Below are 18,181 nucleotides of genomic sequence, written 5' to 3'. Positions count from 1 at the left end.
CGACTCAAGCGGTGGCGGCCGTCGCGGCCAGCATCTGTTCGGCGAAACGCTCGGCCGTGGCGGCCGCGGCGGCGGTCATGATGTCGAGGTTGCCCGCGTATTTCGGCAGGTAATCGCCGAGCCCCTCGACTTCCATGAAGACCGACACGCGATTGCCGTCGAACACCGGGCCGTTCTTCAGCGTGTAGCCCGGCACGTAGCGCTGCACTTCCTTGACCATCGCATGCACCGACGCGGTGATCGCGTCGACGTCGGGCGGGCCGTCGGTCAGGCAGTGGATCGTGTCGCGCATGATCAGCGGCGGCTCGGCCGGGTTGATCACGATGATCGCCTTGCCCTTGCGCGCGCCGCCGACCTGTTCGATCGCGCCGGACGTCGTGCGCGTGAATTCGTCGATGTTCTTGCGCGTGCCGGGGCCGACCGAGCGCGACGACACGGTCGCGACGATCTCGCCGTAGGCGACCGGCTGCACGCGCGACACCGCATACACCATCGGGATCGTCGCCTGGCCGCCGCAGGTCACCATGTTCACGTTCATCTGCGCGCTGCCGAGGTGCGCGTCGAGGTTCACCGGCGGCACGCAATACGGCCCGATCGCCGCGGGTGTCAGGTCGATCATCTTCACGCCGAGTGCGGTGAGCTTGTCGGAGTTGTCGCGATGCACGTAGGCCGACGTCGCGTCGAACGCGATGCGGATCTCGTCGTCGGCAACGTGCGGCAGCAGCCCGTCGACGCCGCGGTCGGTGGTCTTCAGACCGAATTCGCGCGCGCGCGCGAGGCCGTCGGACGCCGGATCGACGCCGACCATCCATACGGGTTCGAGCACCGGCGAGCGGCGCAGCTTGACCAGCAGGTCGGTGCCGATGTTGCCCGGCCCGATCAGTGCGCATTTGATTTTCTTCATCTGGTTCGTTCCTTTAGATAAAGCGGACGTCGCAGCCGCCGATGCCGTCGATATGCATCGACAGCGCGTCGCCGGCCGTGACCGGAATCAGTTTCGCGAGCGAGCCGGACAGCACGATCTCGCCGGCGAGCAGCGGCACGTCGTATTCGGCTAACGTGTTCGCGAGCCACGCGACCGCGTCGGCGGGGTGGCCGAGCGCGGCATCGCCGCGGCCTTGCGCGACGCGCTCGCCGTTCTTGTCGATCGTCATCTCGCACGCGGCGAGGTCGAGCGTGCGCGGGTCGACGCGCGCGTCGCCGAGCACGTACACGCCGCACGATGCGTTGTCGGCGACGGTGTCCTCGATGCGGATCGCCCAGTCGCGGATGCGCGAATCGACGATCTCGAAGCAGGGCGCGACGGCGGCGGTCGCGGCGATCACGTCGGTGCGGTCGATGCCGGGGCCGCGCAGGTCGCGCGACAGGATGAATGCGATCTCGCCTTCGGCGCGCGGCGCGATCAGAGATTCGATCGAGATCGCCTCGCCGGCCGCGTAGTGCATGCCGGACAGCAGGATGCCGAAATCGGGCTGGCGCACGTTCAGCATGTCCTGCACGGCCTGGCTCGTCACGCCGATCTTCTTGCCGACCACCGATTCGCCGCGCTCGACGCGGCGTTCGATGAAGCGTTGCTGGATCCGGTACGCATCGTCGAGGGACAGCCGGCGTGGCCGCGCCGACAGCGGCGCGACCGGCGCGCGGGAATGCCACGCGGCGTACAGCTCGTCGCCGAGCGTCGCGTGCAAGCGGTTGGACATGGTAGGGCCCTCGAATGGAACAGGCCGCCGCATCGGGCGGCGTTGTGAGCCGGAGCGAGGCTCCGGCGCGCCGATCGTTTAGTTACCCGAACTGCGGATCGCGTCCGGCGAGAAGTACGCCTCGGTGAACTGCGAGCTGCTGTCGAGCTTCGGCATCGGCCCTTCGTTGGTCAGGCGGTCGGCCATGTACGCGCCGGAGATCAGGTCGTGGAAGAACACGGCGCCCGGGTAGAACGTCTTCGCGTCATACGCGTACAGCGTCGTCGCGACGTTGGTGCGCCACAGCTGGCCGCGCGCGTCGTAGTTGTCGGCGAGCAGCGTCATCCACGAATCCTCGTCGATGTACAGCACGCGCTTCGCATACTGGTGGCGATAGCCGCTCTTCAGCGTCGCCTGCAGCACCCACACGCGATGCAGCTCGTAGCGGATGTACGCCGGATTCTCGTGCCCCTTGGTCAGCAGGTCCGCGTACTTCACCGCGCTGTCCATGGCCTTGTAGTCGTCGTACGGCACGTAGATCTCGCGCTTGCCGACGATCTTCCAGTCGTAGCGGTCGCCGGGGCCGTTGTACAGGCGGTCGTCGTCGACGGTGCGGAAGCCGCCCGGGCCCTGCGGCTGGTCATAGCCGTATTCCGGCGCCTGGCGCACGCGCCGCGTGCCGGGGTTGTACATCCACGTGCGCGACGAGTTGTCCGCGCCGGCCTTGTCCCAGTTCGTGAAGCCGACGATCAGCGAGCCGCGGTCGGACAGCGGCAGCTCCGTCGCGTTGCGGTAGAACGTGCGGTTGTTCAGGTCGCTCTTCACGTCGTACTTGCCGACGTTGCGCGGCGAGTAGATGTCGTAGCGCACCTTGCCCCACGCGATGTTGCCGTCGGAATACACGACCGCCTGGTCGTAGGTCGCCTGCTCGGTGCCGATCGCCGACGAGAAGCGCTGGTTCCACAGCAGCTCGGCGGCCGTCTTCGGAATCGGGTAGGGCACCTGCGGCGGCGCGTTGGTCAGCCCGTTCGCGTCGGCCGTCATCGTCGAGTCGGGCGCATACGCGCGGATGTCCTTGTAGACCGAATCCGCGTAGCGGAAGTCGCGATGGCTCGGGTAGACGTTGATCTTGAACGTCGCCGGATAGCGCTTGAACATCGCCTTCTGGCCGTCGGTCAGGTGCTCGGCATACTGCGCCATGTTCTCCGCGGTGATCGTCGCGACCGGCTTCTCGTTCGCGAACGGATCGGGGTAGCGGCCGCCGCGCTTGTACTGCACGTCGGGCGGCGTGCCGAGCCACTTGCCCGACCACTCCGGCACGCCGCTGTCCTTGCTCGCGGCGCGTACCGCGCCCATCGGCGTGAGCGGGCCGTCGAGCGCCTTCAGGTCGTCCGGCGTGACCTTCGGGAACGATGCCGTCGCGACGAGCGCGCACGCGGCCATCACGGTCGCGCGCAGGAGGGGGAGACGAGTTCGTTTCATGACAAATCCTCTTCTTGCTGAGTGACGAGCGGCCGGGCCGCTCAGAAGTGGTAGGTCGCCGTGGCGAGCACGTAGTCGCGATCCGACAGCGGACGCGTGACCGGGTTGGGCGAACCGAGGAACTTGGCGTAGACGAGCGACAGCTGCAGGTTGCTCAGCCGCGTGAAGGTCACGCCGGCCGTCACGCGGTGATCGCCCTGGCCCGTCAGCGAGCCGAGCGCGCCCGCGAGCGGCGACGTGCCGGTCAGGTCGTGCGTGTAGGTCAGCGGCACGTCGAGATCCCAGCCGTTGAACACGTTCTTGTAGCTGAGCGTCCACGCGATCTCCATCGCGAGCGCGTTGCGCGAGTTGGCGAGCGTGGTCGAGCCGTCGAGCTCGGAGATGCTGCCCGCATGCACGTACGTCAGTTCGCCGATCAGCGACTGCGAGTTCGCGAGGAAGCTCGGCCCGATCGAGTAGATGCCGGACAGGTTGGTCTGCAGCACGTTCGCGCGCGTCGACTGCGGGCCGGTCGGCGTGTTGACCAGCACGGCCGCGCCCTGGCGGTACGACACTTCGCCCGCGACGTTCACGGGGCCGACCTGCGTCGAGAAGCTCGCGCCGGTCAGCTTGATGTTGCTGAAATAGGTTTGCTGGTACTGGAGCGTCGGGAAGTAGGTCGTGACGACGCTCGGGTTCATGTCGTTGTAGTGCAGGTAGTACAGGCCGAGCTCGGTGTCGCCGAGCACGCGAAAGCGCGCGCCGATCCCCCACTGGTTGCTCGCGCTCGGCTTCTCGTCGGGGCCGCGCGGAATCAGCATGCCGCCCGGGCCGATGATGAATTGCGCGCCGGGGCCCGTGACGTCGGAATAGCTCCAGTACGTGCCGGGTGCGGTCAGCCTGTTCTGCTGGAACGCGAACTGGTAGTAGCCGAGCACGCTGAAGTTCGGCGTGATCTGCCATTGCGTCGAGATCTGCGGCACCGGCAGCAGGATGTCCTTCACCTCGGCGCCCGCCATGTACGACTTGGTCGCGTCGGACGGCCCCTGCGCGCCCGCGATGTTCGGGAAGAACAGGCTTTCGCCCCATGCGACCACCTGGTCGCCGACCTTCACGTTCAGGCTCGTCGGCCCGATGCGGAAGGTGTTGTACGCATACGCGGCGAGCAGCGTCGTGTGGCCGCCCGACCAGTAACGCGCATCGCTCGTGAAGTTGTTGTACTGCCCCGACTGGTTCACTGTGCCCGGCGCGTCGTTGTAGTTCGGGCGGTGATAGGCCTGGTCGTAGAACGTGTCCGCGCGGACGAACACACCCCAGTCGTCGTGCTTCAGGTTCACTTCGCCGAGCAGGCTGACCTGGTTCTCGATCAGCTTGTTCTTCGCGAAGTTGCGGTCGCCGTCGTCGCCGTTGATGTTCGCGGGCGTCAGCAGATTGCCGCTCGGCGCACGCGTGCGCATGCCGAGCCCGTAGCTGAGCGTGAACGTGTAGTCCAGCGTCGTGTCGGCGCCTAGGTCGATCGTGCTGCCGGCATGCGCGTCGGGAACGGCGCACGTCAGCAGCGCGGCGGCCAGCGTCGACAGCGTGGCGGTGGCCCGCTTGTCGGTACGGCGCGAAATCCGTTGATGCATGGTGTCTCCTCTGGGGTATCGACGACGGTCGACTGTGGTTGTCGTGAGAGGCAGAGTAGGGAGATCGCGGTAGCAGGGAATCGTCAAAATGAACTAGATGACTTCCCTAGGACTGGAAACGATTCGCATGATGTCGCGGGTGCACGCTTATGCCACTCGCGCCGCTCGCGCCGCGCGTGTTATCGCGCGTCCGTCCGCGCCGCCGAAAGAAACGCCGGCCGTTCGCCGCCGCCGTCGAGCCGCAGGTTCGCGCCGGATGCATACGACGCATCGGGCGACGCGAGGAACAGGCACGCCGACGCGACGTCGTCGGGCGTGGCGAGCCGCCCGGCCGGAATCGTCGCGCGGATCGCATCCAGCGCATCGTCGTCGCCGTAGTGGCCTTCGGTCGCGGATTCCGTCTGCACGAGACTCGGGCTGATCGCGCACACGCGCACGCGCGGCGCCCATTCGACCGCGAGCGACGTGACCGCATTGACGAGGCCGGCCTTCGCGGCGCCGTAGGCCGCGGTGCCGGGCGACGGCCGCGAGGCGCTGACGCTGGCGATGAACAGCAGCACGCCGCCGTGCGGCTGCGGCTGCATGATCGCGTTCACGCGTTGCGCGAGCTGCAGCGGCGCGATCAGGTTCAGCCGCACGATCGATTCGGTGAAGCGCGGCGACGCATCGGCCGCGAGTGCGAACGGCGAGCCGCCCGCGTTGTTGACGAGCACGTCGAGGCCGCCGGCCGCCGCGCGGATCGCGGCGAGCATCGCGTCGACCTGTTCGACGTCGCGCAGGTCGGCGGCGATGAAGGTCGCCGTGCGGCCGCCGGCCGCGGGCGGGGTGGCGGGCGCGCCGCGCCCGCAGACGAACACGCGCGCGCCCGCCATGAGAAAGCGCTCGGCGATGCGCCGCCCGATGCCCTTGGTGCCGCCCGTCACGAGCACCGTCTTGCCGCTGTAGTCGAATCCGTTCATCGTCTGCCTCCGTTTCGGTGGGCCGATGATAGGAAGAAGCGCGCGCGGCTTCGTAGTCTGAAAGGATGATGCCGGCCGGCGCCGGCGGCGCAATCATCGTGGCAGGCATCCATCGACCGACGAAGGAGACAACCCGCGATGACGACCCCCACGACGCCGCCGGCCGGCATCTTCACCGACGTACCGGGCGGCCTGCGCCTGCACCATTTCGAGGCGGGCGAGGGCCGCCCGGTGGTGTTCATCCACGGCAGCGGCCCGGGCGCCAGCGGTTTCAGCAATTTCAAGCACAACTACGCCGCGTTCGCGGCCGCCGGCCATCGCGCGATCGTCGTCGACCTGCCGGGCTACGGGCAGTCGTCGAAGCCGGCCGACGTCGCCTATACGCTCGATTTCTTCGTCGGCGCGCTGCACGCGCAGCTCACCGCGCTCGGCATCGGGCCGGCCGTGCTGCTCGGCAACTCGCTCGGCGGCGCGATCGCGCTGAAATACGCACTCGACCATCCCGACGCAGTCGACGGGCTGATCATGATGGCGCCGGGCGGCGTCGAGGATCGCGAGACGTATTTCCGGATGGAAGGCATCCAGCGGATGGTGAAGCTCTTCACTAATCGCCAGATGAATGACGACACCATGCGCGAACTGCTGACGCTGCTCGTGCACGATCCGGCGATCGTCACCGATGCGCTCGTGGCCGAGCGGATGAACGTGTGCGTCGAGCAGCCGACCGAAGTGCTGTCGACGATGAGCGTGCCGAACCTGACCGGCGCGCTCGCCGACCTGCGCTGCCCGGTGCTCGGCTTCTGGGGCACGGACGACCGCTTCAACCCGGTCGGCGGTGCGCTGAAGTTCGTCGAACGCTGCCGCGACGCGCGCGTCGTGCTGATGAACCGCTGCGGCCACTGGGTCATGGTGGAGCACGCGGCCTATTTCAATCGGGAATGCATCGATTTCCTCGCGACGAAAAACGTCCGATAACACGAGCTGCCCCTGACGGACGGCGCCGAACGCGGCCGGCCCGTCCGAATCCACGGAGACATGATGAAACTCATCGAAGAACTGTTCGACCTGCGCGGCAAGGTGGCCGCGATCACCGGCGGCGCGCGCGGCATCGGTGCCGAAACGGCCCGCACGCTGGCCGTGGCCGGCGCGAGCGTCGCGATTCTCGACGTGCTGTCGCAACCGGCGGAAGCGCTCGTCGGGGAGATTCGCGCACAGGGCGGCCAGGCGGCGTTCTGGTCGCTCGACGTCACGCACGAGGCCGACGTGTCGCGCGTGTTCGGCGAGATCGTCGCGCGCTTCGGACGCCTCGATGTGCTCGTGAACAATGCGGGCATCGAAGGACACAACGTGCCGACGCACGAGCTCACGCTCGCGCAATGGCAGCGCGTGCAGGACGTGAACGTCAACGGCGTGTTCCTGTGCACGCGCGCGGCGATTCCGCACATCGAAGCGGCCGGCGGCGGCTCGATCGTGAACCTGTCGTCGATGTACGGGATCGTCGGCGGCCCCGACGTGCCCGCGTATCACGCATCGAAAGCGGCCGTGCGGATGATGGCGAAGGTCGACGCGATGCTGTATGCGGCGAAGAACATCCGCGCGAACTCGGTGCATCCCGGCTACATCCGCACGCCGATGCTCGAGGACGCGTTCCGCCAGATGGGCCAGGACCCCGACCGCGCGTTCGAATACATGCAGACCCACGTGCCGATGGCGAAGATCGGCAGCCCGCGCGACATCGCGGCCGGCATCCTGTATCTCGTGTCGCCGGCGGGCCGCTACGTGACGGGTGCGGAGCTGGTGATCGACGGCGGGTATACCGCGCGCTGACGCGCCGCGGCCGTTGCAACGAAACAGGAGACAGGCCGTTGAAAGTGCTCGTGGCAGTGAAGCGCGTGGTCGATGCCAACGTGAAGGTCGGCGTGAAGTCCGACCGCACGGGCGTCGACATCGCGAACGTGAAGATGTCGATGAACCCGTTCGACGAAATCGCGGTGGAAGAGGCCGTGCGGCTGAAGGAGGCCGGTGTCGTGACGGAGGTGGTGGCCGTGTCGGTCGGTGTCGCGCAGGCGCAGGAAACGCTGCGCACGGCGCTGGCGATCGGTGCGGATCGCGCGATCCTCGTCGAGTCGAACGACGGCGTGGAACCGCTCGGCGTCGCGAAGGTGCTGAAGGCGCTGGTCGACAGGGAGCAGCCGCAACTGGTGATTCTCGGCAAGCAGGCGATCGACGACGATTCGAACCAGACCGGCCAGATGCTGGCCGCGCTGGCGGGCCTGCCGCAAGCGACGTTCGCATCGAAGGTGACGATTGCCGACGGTAAGGCAACCGTTGCACGGGAAGTCGACGGGGGTGCGGAAACGCTGTCGCTGACGCTGCCGGCCGTGGTCACCACCGATCTGCGCCTGAACGAGCCGCGCTATGTCACGCTGCCGAACATCATGAAGGCGAAGAAGAAGCCGCTGGAAATCGTCAAACCCGATGCGCTCGGCGTGGACGTGACGCCGCGTCTGAAGGTGCTCAAGGTGAACGAGCCGCCGAAGCGCGCAGCCGGCGTGAAGGTGCCGGACGTGAAGACGCTGGTCGAGAAGCTGAAGACCGAAGCCAAGGTGCTGTGACAGGGGAGCGGAAGGACATGACGATTCTGGTAATTGCCGAGCACGACGCGGCATCGGCGGGCGGCGCTTCGCCGATCAGGGCCGCGACGCTGAACACGGTGGCGGCGGCGGCCGACGTCGGCAAATTCGCCGGCGGCGACATTCACGTGCTGGTGGCCGGCCATCACGCGCAGGCGGCAGCCGATGCGGCAGCGAAGATCACGGGTGTCGCCAAGGTGCTGCTCGCCGATGCGCCGCAGCTCGCGGACGGCCTCGCCGAGAACGTCGAAGCGACGGTGCTGACCATCGCGGCAAACTATTCGCACATCGTTGTGCCGGCGACGGCCTACGGCAAGAACATCGCGCCGCGCATCGCCGCGAAGCTGGATGTCGCGCAGATCTCCGAGATCACGGCGGTCGTGTCGGCCGATACGTTCGAGCGCCCGATTTACGCGGGCAATGCGATCGCGACGGTGCAATCGACCGATCCGGTCAAGGTCGTCACGGTGCGCGCGACGGGTTTCGATCCGGTTTCGGCGGACGGCGGCAGCGCCGCCATCGAGAAGATCGAAGCGGCAGCCGATGCGCGCGTATCGCAGTTCATCAGCCGGGAAGTGACGAAGCTCGACCGCCCGGAACTCACCAGCGCGAACATCATCGTGTCGGGCGGCCGGGGCCTTGGTAGCGGCGAGAACTACACGAAGGTGCTGGAGCCGCTGGCGGACAAGCTGTCGGCGGCACTCGGCGCCTCGCGCGCGGCAGTCGATGCGGGCTACGTGCCGAACGACTATCAGGTGGGCCAGACCGGCAAGATCGTCGCGCCGCAGTTGTACATCGCGGTGGGCATCTCGGGTGCGATTCAGCACCTAGCCGGCATGAAGGATTCGAAGGTGATCGTCGCGATCAACAAGGATCCGGACGCGCCGATCTTCAGCGTGGCCGACTACGGTGTCGTCGGCGACCTGTTCGCGCTCGTGCCCGAAGCGGCCGCGGTGCTCTGACGATGCCGCTGTTCGACTTCGACGGGATGCGTCCGCGCGTCGATCCGTCCGCGTACGTGCATCCAAGCGCGGTCGTGATCGGCGACGTGACGATCGGCGCGGGCTGCTACATCGGCCCGCATGCGAGCCTGCGCGGCGATTTCGGCGCGATCGTCGTCGAGGCGGGCAGCAACGTGCAGGACGGCTGCGTGCTGCATGTCGGCATCGGCGAGACGTGCCGGCTCGGCGTGAACAGCCACGTCGGCCACGGCGCGATCGTGCACGGCGCGACGCTCGAACCGGACACGATGATCGGGATGAACGCGGTCGTGATGGACGGCGCGACGATCGGCGCGACGGCGATCGTCGCAGCGTGTGCGTTCGTGAAGGCCGGCTACGCCGTGCCGGCGGGCGTGCTGCTCGCGGGGGTGCCGGGGCGCGTGGTGCGGCGGCTGAGCGACGCGGAGATCGCCGCGAAGGCGAACGGTACGCGGGTGTATCAGCAGTTGGCGGTGGATTGTCTGAAGACGCTCACGCGGATCGACGAAGCGTAAGCGCGGGCACGTCGTCACTTGCCGGCGACAAAGCCTTCGTTCGTCGGCGTGAAGACGGAAAAGCCGCATTCGACGAGCGCCGAACGAAGCCGGGCCGAAAGCGCGACGCCACGGACATCGAGCGCCGTGTATCCGTGCTGCCGGGTAAGGCTGCCGTGGTGGTCCTCGATCGCATCGAGTATCGAATCGCACCAGCTTGCCGGATCGTCGCCGTGGCGATCGAACCTCGTGACACCGCCTTCGGCGCCGAACGTGCGTACAAGGCGCGATTCGCGCCAGATCCGCTCGACGACCGCGTCGTTCACGTCGCTCGTCACGACCCACGTGTGCCGAACGCCAGCGGCGACTTCGCGAATCCGCTCGCCGCATTCCGGATCGACGATCAGCGCGATCGTGTGAGGTTCGGTCATCGATTCTCTCGGGGTTTATGCCGATGGCGATTCGATGCCGCACATGGGGCTCGTTGCATCCGTGTGCGATCGATTGCCTGATGCGGCATCGTTGTCATAAGATCGGCGTCAGACCAGCCTACCGCCTCCGGCGCCGAATGAAAACGAATATACGCCTGCGCATCGCCATCATCACGTCGGCTTTCGCCGTCTATCACGTATTCATGCATGTCCAGTGGGTCGTCAGCGGCTGCATCGTATTCCTCGGCCGTCAGCGTTGCAGCTTCGAGAACAGCGCGAATTTCGAAGGGATGATGGACTTCGACCTGATGCTGACCTGCGCGTGGGTCGCGGGTGCGGTGATGGGATGGTTCACCGTCGCGCGTTCGCCGAAAAAAACCGGATAACGGCACGCCTGCTGCGTACGCACCGGCGCCGGCCTGTCCTGCACGATCGCGAGCGACGGCGCCGCGAGATCGCGCGCAGCGAAGCACACCGTTGCCCACGTGTACCCTCATCCACGCGCGCGCCTTGCTTTCCCCGTGTGGTGCACTAGATTCGAAGCGTGATACCTATCGCCGACCGTGCGAGGTGACGCCATGACGCCGTGGGAGATTCAGGGAACCGAGCTGATGAACTGCAATTGCTCATATGGTTGCCCGTGCCAGTTCAATGCGCTGCCGACGAACGGCCATTGCCAGGCGATGGGGGCGATTTCGATCGACAGCGGCCACTACGGCGACGTGGTGCTCGACGGCGTCAGGATCGCGGTCGTGTTCAAGTGGCCGGGCGCGGTGCACGAGGGCCACGGCAAATGCCAGCCGATCGTCGACGAGCGCGCCGATCCGGCGCAGTGCGATGCCGTGCTGAAGATCATGACCGGTCAGGATACCGATCCGTTCGCGACGATGTTCTCGGTGTTTGCGTCGACGCTCGAACAGGCATTCGATCCGATCTTCGCGAAGATCGATTTCGACGTCGATGTCGATGCGCGGCGCGGCCAGATTCACGTGGACGGTGTGCTCGACGTCGTCGGCGAACCGATCGTCAATCCGGTGACGGGGGCCGAACATCGCGTGCGGATCGACCTGCCGGGCGGTTTCGAATACGAGCTGGCCGAGATCGGCTCGGGCACCGGCCACTCGCACGGCCACATCGAACTGGACTTCGAGCGGACCTATGCGCAGTTCGCGCGACTGCACCTGAACAATCACGGGGTCGTCCGGCATCGCGCGATGGCATGAACCTCGTCGGCGATTTTCTCGGGCGTGAGCGCGTCGTCATGCTGCTCGGCATGGCCGCGCTCGTCGGCGCGTGCTGGGCCTATCTGTGGACGGGCGCCGGAACCGGCATGTCGGCACTGAACATGACGACGGTCGCGCTGTTCCCGCATCGGCTCGCCGGCGCCATGGGCACCATGGGTCCGCCGCTGCCGACCGTGATCCTGATGTGGTGGGTGATGATGACCGCGATGATGACGCCCGGTGCCGCGCCGCTGGTGCTGCTGTACCGGCGCGTGCTGCGGCATCGCGGTGCGCAGGGCGCCGGTTTGGCGCTCACGTCGGCGTTTTTGCTGGCCGGCTATCTGGCCGCCTGGCTCGTTTTTTCGGTCGGCGCGGCCGTGCTTCAGATGCTGCTGCAGCCCGCCGGCCTGATCTCGGGGATGATGCTGTGGTCGAAGAGCGCCGCGCTGTCGGCGTTCGTCCTCGCACTGGCCGGCATCTACCAGTTCTCGCCGCTGAAACAGGCATGCCTGCGGCAATGCCGGTCGCCGGTGCGTTTTCTCACTACGTACTGGCGCCCCGGCGTGTCGGGCAGTTTCCTGCTCGGCGTGCGCCACGGCGCGTATTGCGTCGGGTGTTGCTGGCTGTTGATGGCGCTGCTGTTCGTCGGCGGCGTGATGAACGTCGTGTGGATCGTCGCGTTGTCGCTGTTCGTGCTCGCCGAAAAGGTGCTGCCGGGCGGCGAGCGTATCGGCCGCGCGCTGGGTGTCGTGCTGATGACGTGGGCCGTCGCGACGCTGCTCGTGTAGCGGGGGCGTTCATGCCGCGGTGCAGGTGCGGGCCCCGGGAGTCACGAACTTATCCGCGGCTCGTCCGGGAGCTTGTCGACGGAGATCCGGTGCGTTGCGGCCGCTGCCGTCGGTGCAATGACGATCGTTGCGATGCCGGCCTGTGCGGCCGGCGGCACGTTGAACATGCACATGGGCGACATGAAGATGTCGGCGGCCGGATGCCGCACCGATGCCGAAGTGATACGCATCGACGCCGCGCACGGGATGGCGACGCGGCCGTCACGTGGCCAGGGGAGGCCGCGGGCGTGACGACGCTTTCGCGAGCGCGAACATTGCGCTGCCCCGATTCGTCACGCGAATGACCGTCGGGCCTATGACGTTCGATTCGACCCGATTGGAGGGGGCGTCGGAGTTTCGTGCCGATGCTACGTAACATGCCCTCGTGTTACGTGAACGTCGGGCGCGATGCGAGGCCGGCCGAACCGGCGGATTTCGGCTCGCATGCCGCACGTCCCGCGCAAGGACGGCCGCCGGCGGGGCCCCGTGCACCGCAATCGCGGGATTGCATCGATGTCGGCCAGGGTGGCACGGGAGATGCTTGTCGAACGCATCGATCTGAAAAACCGACGGGGGCATCCATGCACCACCATTTCACCAGAACCGGCGTTGCGCTTGCCGCGATCGCCGTAGCTTGTACGCTGGCTGCGTGCGGCGGCGGCGACATCACCGCGCCGGCCGTGGCCGGTAATAACATCGGCACAAGCGGCACAAGCGGCACAAGCGGCACAAGCGGCACAAGCGGCACAAGCGGCACAAGCGGCACAAGCGGCACAAGCGGCACAAGCGGGACGAGCGGGACGAGCGGGACGAGCGGGACGAGCGGGACGAGCGGGACGAGCGGGACGAGTGGGACGAGCGGCACGAGTGGCACGAGTGGCACGAGCGGGACGAGTGGCACGAGCGGCACGAGCGGCACGAGCGGGACGAGTGGCACGAGCGGCACGAGCGGCACGAGCGGCACGAGTGGCACAAGCGGAACAAGCGGAACAAGCGGAACAAGCGGAACAAGCGGAACAAGCGGAACAAGCGGAACAAGCGGAACAAGCGGAACAAGCGGAACAAGCGGAACAAGCGGAACAAGCGGAACAAGCGGAACAAGCGGAACAAGCGGAACAAGCGGCGCGCCCGGCACGAACGGCATCGTCAGCACGGTCGGCCAGGCCGTGATGGACGTCGGCACCTCGCTCGGCGGGGTGAGCCTGCCGGGTGTCGGCAAGAGTGTCACCGGGGGGGCGGGCACCACGATCACCGGCGTGGGCTCGGTCATCAGCGACACGGCGAACGCGGTGAGCTCGGGGATCAGCCAGATCGGCATCACGCCGGACCCGGTTGGCAGGACGGTCACCGGGCTCGGCACCGTCATCAGCGCGACGAGCAATCCCGTCCTGGGCCTTGGCGAGACGGTGAAAGCGCTCGGCGCGGGCCCGCTGTCGCCGCTCGCGCCCATCACGACGCCGGTTGGCGGCCTGCTCGACACGGTAGCCCACGGGCTGGAGTCGGCGGGCGCGACGGTCAGCTCGGCCGTGTCGTCGGGGCCGGTGCGGCAGGTGACCCAGTTGGCCGGGTCGGCGATCACGCCGCTCGTGACGACGGCCGGCAGCCTGACCCAACAGGTCGGCACGGCGAGCGGCCTTGGCCAGCCGGTCGCCGGTCTGCTTGGGCAGGTCGGCGGGGCGATTACGTCGGCCGGGACGAAGGTATCGGCCGCGTCGTCGCAGCCGGTGGTCGGCGATGTCGGGCAACTGGTTCAGGCGGTCGGCAATACCGTAACCAACGTGGGCGGTCTCGTGAATCCGAACGGCGCAAACGGCGCCGTGCCGATTTCGGGCCTGGTGACGAGCGTGGTCGGCGGGATACCGGCAACCGTGCACAACGGTCCCGGCGCCGGTACGGGCGGCGGGGCGACGTCGGGCGGCACGAGCAATCCGCTCGCGCCGGTCACGTCGCTCGTCGGCGGCTTGCTCGGCGCGGTCGGCAAGTGACGGACCCGCACTGATCGTCAGCGCGCGCGGCCGGCGCGCGGCGTGCCGTCGATACCCTTGCGGCGCGCACGAATCGCCGGTCCGAACGATGCGTGCTAATCCGGTCCATCACCGGCATCGCAGCCGGGTTCGGCGAAATTCAATTCGACGCCGTTACCGGCCGGATCGCTGAAAAAGATCTGAAGCTGGCGCGTGAGCGGCACGTACCGGCGCGCGTACCGGACCTGCGCGTCGCCGAGGCGCCGCTCCATGTCGGCGGCGTTCGCGCAGGAAAACGCCATATGGTCGAACGTATTGACGACGTGCGCGGGCCGCACTTCGCCGGGCCGCGCTTCCGACAGGTGGAGAATCGCTTGCGCCCCCGCGTAGAGCCAGTAGCCGTTGCTCTGGAACGGCGGCCGATAGCCGGGTTCGAGGCCCACGACGTTCACGTAGAAATCGCGCAGCGTATCGAGCGTCGCCCGATCGGCGCGCAGGTTGTAATGATCGAGTCCGATGACTGACATGGCAGGTTGTCCGGTTCGTGCAAGGGGGCATTGCACAGCATCGCGCAGCGCGGGGTGTCCTGTCATCCCCGACTGCCTTTGATCGCCGCCGCCGGGCGCGCGAGCCCGCGGGCCGGCAGCGGCGTCGACATCACGATCGACGTGCGGGTTTCGCCGTACAGGTTGATGCGTTCGATCAGCTGTTCGAGGTGCGCCATGCTCGTGGCCACGAACCGCATCACGTAGGAATCCGCGCCGGTCACGTGATGGCACTCGACCACTTCGGGAATCGTCTCCAGCAGCTTCAGGAATTTCGCCTTCGCGGGCTGCTGCACCGTGATGCCGATCAGCGCGCTCACCGGGTAGCCGGCCGCGGCCGGATCGACCCGCGCCGTGTAGCCGTCGATCACGCCGGCCGATTCGAGGCGCTTCACGCGTTCCGTCACCGCCGGCACCGACAGGTGAACCTGGCGTGCCAGCGCCGTGTAGCTGATGCGACCGTCGGCCTGCAGCAGCGCGAGTACCTTCCAGTCCAGATCGTCCATGGCGGCGGGGTTTTTAAGGTGGAACAGCCATTTTTCCTTAAAAACCGTCTTCAGCGGCGATCGGACTTTCCCTACGATGCCGGTACATCCCATTGCCTGACGCGAGGAGCCGGCCATGCTGTTCATCAAGTCCGTCGTGATCGGCTTGTCGATCGCGGTGCCGGTCGGCCCGATCGGCATGCTGTGCATCCAGCGCAGCCTGACCCGCGGTTTTCGCGCGGGATTCGCCACCGGCATCGGGGCCGCCTGCGCAGATGCGATCTACGGGCTGCTCGGCGCGCTCGGTGTCGCGGGCATCGCCACGGCGTTCCCGATGCTGACCGTCGCGCTGAAGATCGGCGGCGGCGCGTTCCTCGTGTGGCTGGCGTGGTCGATCGCGCGTCAGGCGCCGGCCGCGGCGGCCGTGCAGCGCGACGGGCCGCGCACGGCTACCGTGCCGCGCGATTTCCTGACGACGTTCGGCCTGACGCTGTCGAACCCGATGACGATCGTGTCGTTCATCGGGATTTTCGCGGCGCTGGGGCCGCTGTCGGCGGCGCGGGAAGGCGCGATGCGGATGACCGTCGCGCCGATGGTCGCCGGCGTGTTCGCGGGTTCCGCGGCGTGGTGGCTGTGCCTGAGCGGTGCGACCGCCGCGTTGCGCACGAAGATGTCCGGCGCGTTCATGCTTGGGCTGTCGCGTGTGTCGGCCGTCGTGATCGCGGGGTTCGGCGCGATCCAGTTGATTGCGGGCGTGCGCGGTGTCGTGGGGGCGTGAAGGTCGACTGCGGTTCGCTGCGAACGCATTCGATTCATCTGAACGGCTCCGCATCGGCGCCCGCGATCGCGGACGCCGATGCGTGGGCAGCCGGGCGTCAGAACGTGTAGCTGACCTTGCCGAACGCGGTGCGGCCGAGCGTGTTGTAGCCGTACGCGGTCATGTACTGGCGGTCGAACAGGTTCGACAGCGTCGCCGATACCGTCAGGTGCGCGTTGATCCTGTACGACGCGCGCAGGTTCACCGTCAGGTACGACGGCAGGTAGGTCGTGTTCACCGGGTCGTCGAACGTCGTGCCGCCGTAGTTCAGCGACGCGCCCGTGCTCAGCGCGTGCAGGTGCAGTTCGTCCCACGTGTGGTCGACGCTCACGCTGACCGTCTGGCGCGGCCGGCGGTTGAGCCAGCTGTCGTTGGTCTCGTCCTGCGGGTCCAGCAGGCCGATCGCGATGCTGACCGGCGTGTAGCGGCCAATCGTCCCCTTGTACGACAGGTCGATACCGCGGATATGCGAGCGGCCGATGTTCATCGGCGAGAACGTCGCGGGGTTGTACGCGATCAGGTTGTGCACCCGCGTGTCGTAGATCGCGGCGGTGAACGTGCCGTACGACGTGTTCGCGTCGAGCGCGGCCTCGATCGAATCGCTGCGCTCCGGGCTCAGGTCCGGATTGCCGTAGCCGGGGTAGTACAGGTCGTTGAAGGCCGGCAGGCGGAACGCGTTGCCGTACGACACCCGCGCCGTGTACACCGGCGTGATCGCCCACGACAGGGCCGCGTTGCCGGTGTTCACCGACTGGCCGGCGATGATTTCATGACGGCCCGCGACGAACATCGTCACGCTGCCGAGCGTGGCCGACTGATGCAGCGAGAACGCGGAGTCGTTGCGCGTTGGTACGCCGTCCGGAATATCGATCGGCAGGAATGCCTGTTCGCGCGTGAAGTCGTACGCGAGCTTCGTCTCGCCCGACAGCGGCAGGCCGAACAGATGGAAGCCGCGCGCCTGATGGGTCAGCGACGTCGACGAGGTGATGCGCTGCGAATTGATCTGGTCGGTCGGGATGGCCGGGTCGCTCGCATACAGGAACTGGCGATCGTTCGCATAACCGAACGACTGGTCGAACTGGGTGTCGGGCGCGAGGTCGAGATGGAACGCGATGCCGGTCGTCAGTTGGTGATCGAGCTGGCGATCCGCATAGCCGGCGTTGTCATAGGACAGGTCGGAGCGGTGATACAGCGCGAACGTCGAGATCGACCAGTTATCGCGCGCGTAGCCGAGGCGCGCATCGAGGTCCTGCGCGTGATACGGATTGCGGCCGTCCTCGTGGTACGGCAACACGGGCCGCGTCGCGTCGATGCCGGCCGTGTTGTAGTCGTGCAGCCCGAGCGAATACGTGAGGCCGCCGAGCGCCGCGAGCGGGCCGGTCGACGGCACGGTGCCCGACGTGCGCAGCTGGGTGTCGAACGTCTTGTTCGAGCCGCCGCCGAACGACACGGTGGTCTGGTTCGGCTGGTTGGCCGCGCGGCGCGTGAACAGCTGCACGACGCCACCCATCGCGTTCGCGCCGAACGACGCGGCGGCCGGCCCCGAAATCACTTCGACGCGTTCGAACGCCTCGGTCGGCAGGTCCGCCCACGGCGCGATGCCGGTGGTCGGCGAGCCGATCCGGATGCCGTCGATGAACACCGCGACCTGGCTGGCCGACGAGCCGCGGATGCTGACCGACGCGGACGAGCCCGGGCCGCCGTTCTGCGAGACGGTGACGCCCGGCAGCGTCGCGAGCGCCTGCGTGATGCCCGGATCGCTCGGCGACAGCCGGTCGAGGTCGGTGCGCGTGAGCACCTGCGTCGAGGCATAGCGCTGGTCGAACGACTCGGGCAGATGGCGCGTGTCGGTCACGCTGATCGTGGGCAGGTCGGCGCCGTCCGTGGTCTGCGGCGGCTGCGTGATCGCCGTGTCGCCGGCGGCGTGGGCGATCGGGGAGAGCAGCGCCGTGGCGGCGGACGTGGCAAGGAGGTGGCGGAGGTTCATAAGGCAGCGAGCGTGATGGTGTTGCGTACAGCGGGCGTAAGCGGGGCGCGGCGAGTACCGCGCTCGTT

Annotated in this window: 20 protein-coding genes; 10 read left to right on the top strand and 10 right to left on the bottom strand. The window is 67.5% G+C overall.

What is annotated here, in order from left to right; genetic code table 11:
- Window positions 1-4: 4 nt before the first annotated feature.
- The 5 genes from DCN14_RS08075 to DCN14_RS08055 form a co-directional block, all read right to left on the bottom strand.
- Window positions 5-904, bottom strand: coding sequence for an acetaldehyde dehydrogenase (acetylating) (locus DCN14_RS08075; protein ID WP_096499534.1), 900 nt, complete (start codon window positions 902-904; stop codon window positions 5-7).
- A 13-nt stretch (window positions 905-917) separates the two neighbouring features.
- On the bottom strand, window positions 918-1,700 hold the full coding sequence (gene dmpE / locus DCN14_RS08070) for a 2-oxopent-4-enoate hydratase (protein WP_096499532.1): 783 nt from the start codon (window positions 1,698-1,700) through the stop codon (window positions 918-920).
- 78 nt (window positions 1,701-1,778) lie between these two features.
- Window positions 1,779-3,161 carry a DUF1329 domain-containing protein gene (locus tag DCN14_RS08065; protein WP_096499530.1) on the bottom strand — a complete coding sequence of 461 codons (1,383 nt, stop codon included), beginning with the start codon at window positions 3,159-3,161 and terminating at the stop codon, window positions 1,779-1,781.
- Window positions 3,162-3,202: 41 nt separating this feature from the next.
- Entirely contained in the window at window positions 3,203-4,768 is a 1,566-nt protein-coding gene (locus DCN14_RS08060) for a DUF1302 family protein (RefSeq protein WP_096499528.1), read from the bottom strand.
- A gap of 179 nt (window positions 4,769-4,947) precedes the next feature.
- On the bottom strand, window positions 4,948-5,727 hold the full coding sequence (locus DCN14_RS08055; protein ID WP_096499526.1) for an SDR family oxidoreductase: 780 nt from the start codon (window positions 5,725-5,727) through the stop codon (window positions 4,948-4,950).
- 138 nt (window positions 5,728-5,865) lie between these two features.
- On the opposite strand from DCN14_RS08055, the gene DCN14_RS08050 reads away from it, so the two are divergent.
- The 5 genes from DCN14_RS08050 (at window position 5,866) to DCN14_RS08030 (ending at window position 9,855) form a co-directional block, all read left to right on the top strand.
- On the top strand, window positions 5,866-6,702 hold the full coding sequence (locus DCN14_RS08050) for an alpha/beta hydrolase (RefSeq protein ID WP_096499524.1): 837 nt from the start codon (window positions 5,866-5,868) through the stop codon (window positions 6,700-6,702).
- A gap of 63 nt (window positions 6,703-6,765) precedes the next feature.
- Window positions 6,766-7,554 (top strand): SDR family NAD(P)-dependent oxidoreductase, encoded by a 789-nt coding sequence (locus tag DCN14_RS08045; RefSeq protein WP_096499972.1) that lies wholly within the window; start codon window positions 6,766-6,768, stop codon window positions 7,552-7,554.
- A gap of 38 nt (window positions 7,555-7,592) precedes the next feature.
- Entirely contained in the window at window positions 7,593-8,342 is a 750-nt protein-coding gene (locus DCN14_RS08040) for an electron transfer flavoprotein subunit beta/FixA family protein (RefSeq protein WP_096499522.1), read from the top strand.
- A gap of 17 nt (window positions 8,343-8,359) precedes the next feature.
- Window positions 8,360-9,322: an FAD-binding protein gene (locus DCN14_RS08035; protein WP_096499520.1), complete on the top strand. Its 963-nt coding sequence runs from the start codon at window positions 8,360-8,362 to the stop codon at window positions 9,320-9,322.
- A gap of 2 nt (window positions 9,323-9,324) precedes the next feature.
- Window positions 9,325-9,855 carry a transferase hexapeptide repeat family protein gene (locus tag DCN14_RS08030; RefSeq protein ID WP_096499518.1) on the top strand — a complete coding sequence of 177 codons (531 nt, stop codon included), beginning with the start codon at window positions 9,325-9,327 and terminating at the stop codon, window positions 9,853-9,855.
- Window positions 9,856-9,869: 14 nt separating this feature from the next.
- Here DCN14_RS08030 and DCN14_RS08025 read toward each other — a convergent pair whose 3' ends face one another.
- Entirely contained in the window at window positions 9,870-10,265 is a 396-nt protein-coding gene (locus DCN14_RS08025; protein WP_096499516.1) for a hypothetical protein, read from the bottom strand.
- A 137-nt stretch (window positions 10,266-10,402) separates the two neighbouring features.
- Between DCN14_RS08025 and DCN14_RS08020 the strand changes: the two genes are divergently transcribed.
- From DCN14_RS08020 to DCN14_RS08010, 3 genes are all read left to right on the top strand, one after another.
- Window positions 10,403-10,651 (top strand): hypothetical protein, encoded by a 249-nt coding sequence (locus DCN14_RS08020; RefSeq protein ID WP_096499514.1) that lies wholly within the window; start codon window positions 10,403-10,405, stop codon window positions 10,649-10,651.
- A gap of 192 nt (window positions 10,652-10,843) precedes the next feature.
- Window positions 10,844-11,488 carry a DUF1326 domain-containing protein gene (locus DCN14_RS08015; protein WP_096499512.1) on the top strand — a complete coding sequence of 215 codons (645 nt, stop codon included), beginning with the start codon at window positions 10,844-10,846 and terminating at the stop codon, window positions 11,486-11,488.
- Window positions 11,485-12,276, top strand: coding sequence for a DUF2182 domain-containing protein (locus DCN14_RS08010; protein WP_096499510.1), 792 nt, complete (start codon window positions 11,485-11,487; stop codon window positions 12,274-12,276). Before DCN14_RS08015 ends, DCN14_RS08010 begins: the two co-directional genes overlap by 4 nt.
- Before the next feature lie 41 nt (window positions 12,277-12,317).
- Here DCN14_RS08010 and DCN14_RS08005 read toward each other — a convergent pair whose 3' ends face one another.
- Window positions 12,318-12,506: a hypothetical protein gene (locus DCN14_RS08005; protein ID WP_096499508.1), complete on the bottom strand. Its 189-nt coding sequence runs from the start codon at window positions 12,504-12,506 to the stop codon at window positions 12,318-12,320.
- A 390-nt stretch (window positions 12,507-12,896) separates the two neighbouring features.
- Here DCN14_RS08005 and DCN14_RS08000 point away from each other — a divergent pair, with 390 nt between their 5' ends.
- A complete protein-coding gene (locus DCN14_RS08000; protein WP_096499506.1) occupies window positions 12,897-14,300 on the top strand; it encodes a collagen-like triple helix repeat-containing protein in 1,404 nt (467 codons plus the stop codon).
- Between the two features lie 95 nt (window positions 14,301-14,395).
- Here DCN14_RS08000 and DCN14_RS07995 read toward each other — a convergent pair whose 3' ends face one another.
- Both DCN14_RS07995 and DCN14_RS07990 read right to left on the bottom strand, forming a co-directional pair.
- A complete protein-coding gene (locus DCN14_RS07995) occupies window positions 14,396-14,806 on the bottom strand; it encodes a VOC family protein (RefSeq protein ID WP_096499504.1) in 411 nt (136 codons plus the stop codon).
- A 62-nt stretch (window positions 14,807-14,868) separates the two neighbouring features.
- Window positions 14,869-15,330, bottom strand: coding sequence for an Lrp/AsnC family transcriptional regulator (locus DCN14_RS07990; protein WP_096499502.1), 462 nt, complete (start codon window positions 15,328-15,330; stop codon window positions 14,869-14,871).
- A gap of 115 nt (window positions 15,331-15,445) precedes the next feature.
- On the opposite strand from DCN14_RS07990, the gene DCN14_RS07985 reads away from it, so the two are divergent.
- Window positions 15,446-16,087: a LysE family transporter gene (locus tag DCN14_RS07985; protein ID WP_096499500.1), complete on the top strand. Its 642-nt coding sequence runs from the start codon at window positions 15,446-15,448 to the stop codon at window positions 16,085-16,087.
- Between the two features lie 97 nt (window positions 16,088-16,184).
- On the opposite strand, the gene DCN14_RS07980 is transcribed toward DCN14_RS07985, so the two are convergent.
- Window positions 16,185-18,113, bottom strand: a complete 1,929-nt coding sequence (locus tag DCN14_RS07980) for a TonB-dependent receptor (RefSeq protein WP_096499498.1) — start codon at window positions 18,111-18,113, stop codon at window positions 16,185-16,187.
- Window positions 18,114-18,181: the final 68 nt, after the last annotated feature.

Origin of the sequence: Burkholderia sp. IDO3 (assembly GCF_003366075.1) — a bacterium.
Classification (GTDB): Bacteria; Pseudomonadota; Gammaproteobacteria; order Burkholderiales; family Burkholderiaceae; genus Burkholderia; species Burkholderia anthina.
Note: the sequence above shows the minus strand (reverse complement) of the source record. Positions and strands in the feature narration are given on the sequence as shown.

Bases quoted from the DNA above. Each gene is read 5' to 3' on its own strand.
- DCN14_RS08020 (WP_096499514.1), top strand. From the start codon at position 10,403: ATGAAAACGAATATACGCCTGCGCATCGCCATCATCACGTCGGCTTTC.
- DCN14_RS08060 (WP_096499528.1), bottom strand. From the start codon at position 4,768: ATGCATCAACGGATTTCGCGCCGTACCGACAAGCGGGCCACCGCCACG.
- dmpE (WP_096499532.1), bottom strand. From the start codon at position 1,700: ATGTCCAACCGCTTGCACGCGACGCTCGGCGACGAGCTGTACGCCGCG.
- DCN14_RS08045 (WP_096499972.1), top strand. From the start codon at position 6,766: ATGAAACTCATCGAAGAACTGTTCGACCTGCGCGGCAAGGTGGCCGCG.
- DCN14_RS08075 (WP_096499534.1), bottom strand. From the start codon at position 904: ATGAAGAAAATCAAATGCGCACTGATCGGGCCGGGCAACATCGGCACC.
- DCN14_RS08010 (WP_096499510.1), top strand. From the start codon at position 11,485: ATGAACCTCGTCGGCGATTTTCTCGGGCGTGAGCGCGTCGTCATGCTG.
- DCN14_RS07995 (WP_096499504.1), bottom strand. From the start codon at position 14,806: ATGTCAGTCATCGGACTCGATCATTACAACCTGCGCGCCGATCGGGCG.
- DCN14_RS07990 (WP_096499502.1), bottom strand. From the start codon at position 15,330: ATGGACGATCTGGACTGGAAGGTACTCGCGCTGCTGCAGGCCGACGGT.
- DCN14_RS08025 (WP_096499516.1), bottom strand. From the start codon at position 10,265: ATGACCGAACCTCACACGATCGCGCTGATCGTCGATCCGGAATGCGGC.
- DCN14_RS08015 (WP_096499512.1), top strand. From the start codon at position 10,844: ATGACGCCGTGGGAGATTCAGGGAACCGAGCTGATGAACTGCAATTGC.
- DCN14_RS08055 (WP_096499526.1), bottom strand. From the start codon at position 5,727: ATGAACGGATTCGACTACAGCGGCAAGACGGTGCTCGTGACGGGCGGC.
- DCN14_RS08000 (WP_096499506.1), top strand. From the start codon at position 12,897: ATGCACCACCATTTCACCAGAACCGGCGTTGCGCTTGCCGCGATCGCC.
- DCN14_RS08050 (WP_096499524.1), top strand. From the start codon at position 5,866: ATGACGACCCCCACGACGCCGCCGGCCGGCATCTTCACCGACGTACCG.
- DCN14_RS07980 (WP_096499498.1), bottom strand. From the start codon at position 18,113: ATGAACCTCCGCCACCTCCTTGCCACGTCCGCCGCCACGGCGCTGCTC.
- DCN14_RS08030 (WP_096499518.1), top strand. From the start codon at position 9,325: ATGCCGCTGTTCGACTTCGACGGGATGCGTCCGCGCGTCGATCCGTCC.
- DCN14_RS08065 (WP_096499530.1), bottom strand. From the start codon at position 3,161: ATGAAACGAACTCGTCTCCCCCTCCTGCGCGCGACCGTGATGGCCGCG.
- DCN14_RS08035 (WP_096499520.1), top strand. From the start codon at position 8,360: ATGACGATTCTGGTAATTGCCGAGCACGACGCGGCATCGGCGGGCGGC.
- DCN14_RS08005 (WP_096499508.1), bottom strand. From the start codon at position 12,506: ATGCGTATCACTTCGGCATCGGTGCGGCATCCGGCCGCCGACATCTTC.
- DCN14_RS07985 (WP_096499500.1), top strand. From the start codon at position 15,446: ATGCTGTTCATCAAGTCCGTCGTGATCGGCTTGTCGATCGCGGTGCCG.